The sequence below is a fragment of the Gemmatimonas sp. genome, from assembly GCF_044376735.1.
Taxonomy (GTDB): domain Bacteria; phylum Gemmatimonadota; class Gemmatimonadetes; order Gemmatimonadales; family Gemmatimonadaceae; genus Gemmatimonas.
Map to the genome: position 1 here is coordinate 1 of NZ_JBILKJ010000171.1, position 5,339 is coordinate 5,339.

The following is a 5,339-nucleotide window of genomic DNA, read 5'->3' on the forward strand; positions in this document are numbered from 1 at the left end:
GCCGAGCATCGGCCGGCGCTGCGCGACGAACTCATGGCGCGCTTGCGCGCCGACGGGATCGATACGCGCCCGTTCTTCTATCCGATGCACAGCATGCCGCCCTACGCGTCGTCGCGTCCGTTTCCAGTGGCTGACGCGATCGCCTCGTCGGGTATCAACATCCCGTCGTCGCCTCGTCTCACCCGCGAGGATGTGTTCGCGATCGCCGCGCGCATTCGGCACCATGTGGAAGAGATCGAGCTGGGCGACGTCTTCGGTGGCGTATCGGTGTCGGTGCCTGATGCCACTGGCGTTCCAGGCGTTGAGCGCGTCGCCTCGTCGGCGGCCGCGTGAGTGGCACCGGCGTGGGTACGATCAAGGTGGCCATTCTCGGCGCGGGAGGCTTCGCCCGCGAAGTGTGGTGGGCGCTCCTCGACGCGCACGCTCACCAGAGCGCGCTGCGCTTCGAGCCGGTCATGTTCGTGGATCGTGAACCTCGGGCGACGTTGCTCAAGGGACTTCCGGTGGGAACCCTGGCCGATGTACCCGACGACACGTTTCTGGTGTGCGGCATCGGCGGCATGACCGACATCAAGGATCGCGTGGTGTCGGCAGCTCGCGCGGAAGGCTATCGGTTTGCACCGGCGATCATCGCAGCGGGTGCGCGTGTTGGACCCGACGTCGAGATCGGCGAGGGCACCATCATCTGTGCAGGTACGATTGCCACCACCGACATCGTGATCGGCGCGCATGTCGCGGTCAATCTGGATTGCACTATCGGGCATGATGCCGTGGTCGGCGACTTCGTCACGGTGTCCCCGGGATGCCACATCTCCGGCGGCGTACAGCTGGGCAGCCATTCGTACATCGGCACCGGTGCATCCATCCTCGAGCATGTACGTATCGGTCGTCACGCGATTCTTGGCGCGGGTGCCGTGGCGACGAAGGACATCGGCGACTTTGCACTCGCGGTCGGCGTGCCGGCCGTCGTGAAGAAGATCCGGCACGCGGCCTGAGCGCCACCTCTCACTCTCTGTGATCGTTATGACCAGCTCCGTCCTCTCCCCTGCGGTTTCCGCCAGCGCGCAGCGCAACCTTGACGCGATTCGCGACGTCATCGGATCGCCCGCGTTGAACAACGCGACGGCCGATACGCTCGAGCTGCTCGCGCCGGACGATGTGAACAAGCCGCGCCTGATCGAGTGGCTCCGCGAGGGTGCGGCTCGAGACGAGCGCCGATTCGAGATCCGGTCGGCACTGCGGGCGATCGCGCATGCAACCCAGCCGCGGAGCTATCTCGAGATCGGAACGCGCCGCGGGTGGAGTCTCGCCCAGGTGCTGGCCGAGTCGCCCGAGGTGCAGGCGTACTCGTTCGATTGGTGGACGCAGAACTACGGCGGCGTGGAGAATCCTGGTCCGGGCTTCGTGCGCGACGAAATGCGACGGGTTGCCCCCAATCATCGCGGCGCGCTGCATTTCCTCTCAGGAAACAGCCACGACACGCTGCCGGTCTTCTTTCAGGAAGTGCAGCTGGGCGCGGTGGAGCTGGAAGAAGAGCAGATACTGCGCACCGGCGAGGCGGCTCCACGGATGTTCGACCTGATCACCGTGGACGGGGACCACACGGCATTGGGCACGTGGTGGGATCTGGCCGATGTGCTGCCACACGTGGCCGTCGGTGGCGCTCTGGTATTCGACGATCTGCTCGATTCATCCGACGAGTTGCTGGGCGATTCGCCGAGCAGTCGCTACGCGCACATTCGTACCCATCCCGAAGAGCTGCGCCCATCGCTCAGGTGGCTCTGGGAGCACTTGAAATCGGTGCTGGATGGCTGGGAGTTCATCGAGTCGTTCGACTCGATCGTGCCGATCGGCATTGCGGTGCGTATGCGATAGCGTAGATGTCGCGTACGCCTCGCGTCAGCGCCGGTTGGCGCTACGCGAGCGAAACGCTCGCCATCAGCGCGCGGGCGGACGCCGTCCAGGAGAACCGCTTCGAGGTCTCCACACCGGCCTGATTCAACGCCAGCTCACCACGCTGGCGTTCGCCGTGTACGTCCCGGAGATGCTGCACCAGCTGTTCGTGCTGCGCATCCCCCCACGCGGCCCATCGGCCGTAGTGCTCACCCGGCACGGACTCTTCGAGCGCGTCGATATCGACCAGCTTCGCATTGTCCGCGGTCAGAAACGCCGTGTGCGCCGTGCATGCCGACGCGATGACGCGCTTCCCCATGGCCAGCATCTCGAGCGCCTCGAGGTTCCAGCCTTCTGCGCGCGCCGGAAAGACGGCGCAGTCGGCAATCGCCATCGCGGCGGCGAGATCCTTCTGATGCGGCAGCGGTTTCGTGATGAGCCTGATCCGCGACGCCATCGGCGATCGCTTGAACGGTGCCAGCATGTCGTCGAGTCGTGCCTGGTCGACGAACGCGTTGTGACAGATCAGCACCAATTGCACGGTGTCCTTCGGAGAGAAGGCCGCTTCGAACGCGCGGAGCAATTCACGCTGTCCCTTGCGCGCCTCCAGCTTCCCCACGCTCATGAACACGGTGTCTCGACCGCGCTTGGAGGCGGGAGCGACATGCTCGTTGAACACGGCGCGATCGACACCAAGCGGTACGATGTCGATCGGCGTGCGCCAGATGCCGTTCTCCAGCAAGACGGTGCGCGCCCACTCGCAGGTCACGATGAGACGATCCTGCCGCTCCAGATGATGCCGCTCGGACGCGTTGAAGCGATCGAGCTCGAAGATAGGGAACCCGATGCGTGGTCCGCGCCCGACATGCAACGCCAAGTCGAACTGCTGCGAGAGTCGCACACTCGGCGCGGCATCGTCGAACTGTCCTTGGCGATCCATGGCGGCACCAAGCTGATCGTTCTTGACGATGCTGCGGTCGACGTGCCCCAGCGGAAAGTACGCAACCGGTACGCCGAGCTGCGTGAACTCGCGGAGGAGGTGCGCGCCGACCACGCCGTACCCGGTCCGGCAGTATGGCGCGATGAAGGAAAAGCGGTCGGTTGAGGTTGGTGCCGCACTCGTCGGGGCCGATACCGGGACACGGGCCACCGCTGGTGTGCGCGCGGCCATCGCGCTTTCGTCGACGGCCTGCTCGGCCGCCGTGCCGGCGATGGCGATGACCGGCACCCCCACCGGCCAGTCGGCCGTCGCGAAGAGTGACGGTTCGCCGTCGGCGTCGCGCATCTCATGCATCCCGAAGCCCGCGGCCTGCAGGAGTGCGCACGCGTGCGTGTGAGCGGCCTCAGAGGCGTCGACCGACGGCGAGAGGCATATGGCGACGACACGCCTGAGCACCAGAAGCGCGTCGAGGCTCTGCAGCACAGGGGCCAGCGATAGCGCGTCAGCGTGCACGAACACTCGTCCTTCGGTCGCGATACGATCCGCCACGAGGGTGACCAAACGGTCGTTGGACAGATCCGCGTGAACGACCTCGTCGAGCCAGCCGCCGACATCGCGCGCCGCACCTTGCAGCAACGGCAGCGTACCCGTTTCGTCGTCGAGCACGAAGACGCTGGGGAGGCCCATCGGTGCGGTCACTGCCGACAACGCGACGAAGCCGAAGCCCGGCGCAACATCGACGAGCGCATCGCCCGCTTCCAGTTGCGCATCGAGGAAGAGACGAAGCTCCGCGACGACGCCGGCCGATTGTTCCTGCTCTACCGCGTCACGCCAGGCCGCGTGCGATGGCTGTGCGGGGATATGAAAGCGGGGCGCGCCGTCTTCGCGACGCTGGGCGCTCTCAAGCGCGGCCACGACCGGCGATGGTGAAGAGGACGACGGCACCGCCGTTACGACAACCGAACGCCGTCTTCCGCGATCGGATACACCGCCAGATCGATCGGCTCCCGCAGCGCGTAGCGCTCGTCGCGATTAACCACCTGCTGGGCGAGGCCCTTGGCGAGGTTGAACACGATCGGCGCGCGGAAATTCCCGGTGACCGGCTCGCGGGGTGTCATCGGCAGCGCGACCACGACCAAGGCCAGCGCGTCGGACGGGTCCACGATCTGCAGGGCTTCGCGCTCCGACTCACCGAGGTCGATGCCATACTCGGCGTGTGACACGAACGGATCAGCCAGCACGAACGTCGTCTGCGGCTCGTTGACCGACAGCAGCCACCAGAGTCCCTGTCGGGCGGCAGGGAGCAGGGCGTAGGCGGTGCGATCGGGGAATCCCCAGAGCGCTTCGGTGAAGTGCATCACGAACTCTCCGCTCACTTCGATCGTGCCGACGGAGGGCGACGTGATGGTGTACGTGGTCGAGCGGCGATCCAGCTGGTCCATAGCGGCGGAAGTCATTGCGTTCAGAGGTAATTCGCGAGGCTGAGTCCGAGGATGCGCGACGTCGCGCTCATCGCCGCCTGATACAGGGTCTGCTTGCCGACGAGTTCCACCATGGCCTTGTCGACCTCGGTATCGCGCAGATCGGAGCGGAACGCGACCAGGTTCAGCTCCATCTGTGCGAGATTGCGCTCGGCCGTCTCCATCTCATTGATGCGCGCGCCCTGCGCACCGATGAGCGATTGCACGTTGCTATTTGCCGCCCCGATGCGATCCGTCGCCGCCTGAATGGCGGCGGGATCGTTGTTGCCGAGCGCCGTCGACAACGCGCGCAGCGCCTCCAGCGCATCGGTGTCGAGAAACACCTCGGTACCGTTGTGCGTGGGCGTGATGAACGTGTTGTCGCCGATCTCGAGCGTTGGATTGCCGCTCGGATTGACCGGATTGCCCGCCAGGGTGAGGCGGGAAAATGGACCGGTGGCCGGCGCCGGTGTCGTGAATGGCGCCTCACCCGACCGATTCCCGCCGAAGAGATATTCGTCGCCGAAGCGCGTGTTGCCAAGGCCCGTCGCGAAGTTGATGATCTGGTCGATTTCACCCTTGGCGATCAAGCGCACCCCCGCGTTCGCGGTGGCGCCCGCCTGCGCGATGCCGAGCTCGACGCCGCGCTCGAGCGCCCTCGTGAGCTGGTCGAGGACGTTCTCTTCGGCCGTGGCACGGGCCACGCCGGTATCCACATTGCGCTTGAACTGCGTCAGCGCGCGCATCGAGCTGCCAATGCGCACAAGTTCGCCGCCGCTCGTGGGGTCGTCGGACATCTTCCGCAGGCGAACGCCGGAGGAAATGTCGGCCCGGAGGCGATCCATTCCCTGCAGGTTGGCCTGCAAGCGCGATTGGCTGTTCCGGGTGATGATCGAGTTGGTAACGCGCATCTGACCTGGGGGAATCGGTGACCGTTACATCGCCGAAGGGGTGCAACACGGTGCCGGCACTCTGCCGTTAAGTATCGGACGGGTGAGCAGGTCCTTTAGCAACGCGGGCCGCCGGGGATCCGATACACACGGTCC

General features: G+C 65.7%; 6 protein-coding genes. 3 read left to right on the plus strand and 3 right to left on the minus strand.

The genetic code is table 11. From position 1 onward, the window contains the following. The 3 genes from ACIRA7_RS14630 to ACIRA7_RS14640 form a co-directional block, all read left to right on the plus strand. Nucleotides 1–333: DegT/DnrJ/EryC1/StrS family aminotransferase (locus tag ACIRA7_RS14630; RefSeq protein WP_396221589.1), on the plus strand; the 333-nt coding region annotated here is incomplete at its 5' end. Further along, entirely contained in the window at nt 330–995 is a 666-nt protein-coding gene (locus ACIRA7_RS14635; RefSeq protein WP_396221590.1) for a NeuD/PglB/VioB family sugar acetyltransferase, read from the plus strand. The genes ACIRA7_RS14630 and ACIRA7_RS14635, both read left to right, overlap by 4 nt. Nucleotides 996–1,023: 28 nt before the next feature. Next, nucleotides 1,024–1,875 carry a class I SAM-dependent methyltransferase gene (locus ACIRA7_RS14640; protein ID WP_396221591.1) on the plus strand — a complete coding sequence of 284 codons (852 nt, stop codon included), beginning with the start codon at nt 1,024–1,026 and terminating at the stop codon, nt 1,873–1,875. A 40-nt stretch (nt 1,876–1,915) separates the two neighbouring features. Here the strand turns inward: ACIRA7_RS14640 and ACIRA7_RS14645 are convergent, their stop codons facing one another. The 3 genes from ACIRA7_RS14645 to ACIRA7_RS14655 are packed head-to-tail and all read right to left on the minus strand — an operon-like array spanning nt 1,916 to nt 5,204. After that, nucleotides 1,916–3,748: a glycosyltransferase gene (locus tag ACIRA7_RS14645; RefSeq protein WP_396221592.1), complete on the minus strand. Its 1,833-nt coding sequence runs from the start codon at nt 3,746–3,748 to the stop codon at nt 1,916–1,918. A 35-nt stretch (nt 3,749–3,783) separates the two neighbouring features. Further along, complete coding sequence (fliW, locus tag ACIRA7_RS14650) at nt 3,784–4,290, minus strand: flagellar assembly protein FliW (RefSeq protein WP_396221593.1); 507 nt, start codon at nt 4,288–4,290, stop codon at nt 3,784–3,786. 5 nt (nt 4,291–4,295) lie between these two features. Next, nucleotides 4,296–5,204: a flagellin gene (locus ACIRA7_RS14655; protein ID WP_396221594.1), complete on the minus strand. Its 909-nt coding sequence runs from the start codon at nt 5,202–5,204 to the stop codon at nt 4,296–4,298. Between the last annotated feature and the right edge of the window lie 135 nt (nt 5,205–5,339).

Coding starts and splice junctions, on each gene's coding strand:
- ACIRA7_RS14640 (WP_396221591.1), top strand. CDS start 1,024: ATGACCAGCTCCGTCCTCTCCCCTGCGGTTTCCGCCAGCGCGCAGCGC.
- fliW (WP_396221593.1), bottom strand. CDS start 4,290: ATGACTTCCGCCGCTATGGACCAGCTGGATCGCCGCTCGACCACGTAC.
- ACIRA7_RS14655 (WP_396221594.1), bottom strand. CDS start 5,204: ATGCGCGTTACCAACTCGATCATCACCCGGAACAGCCAATCGCGCTTG.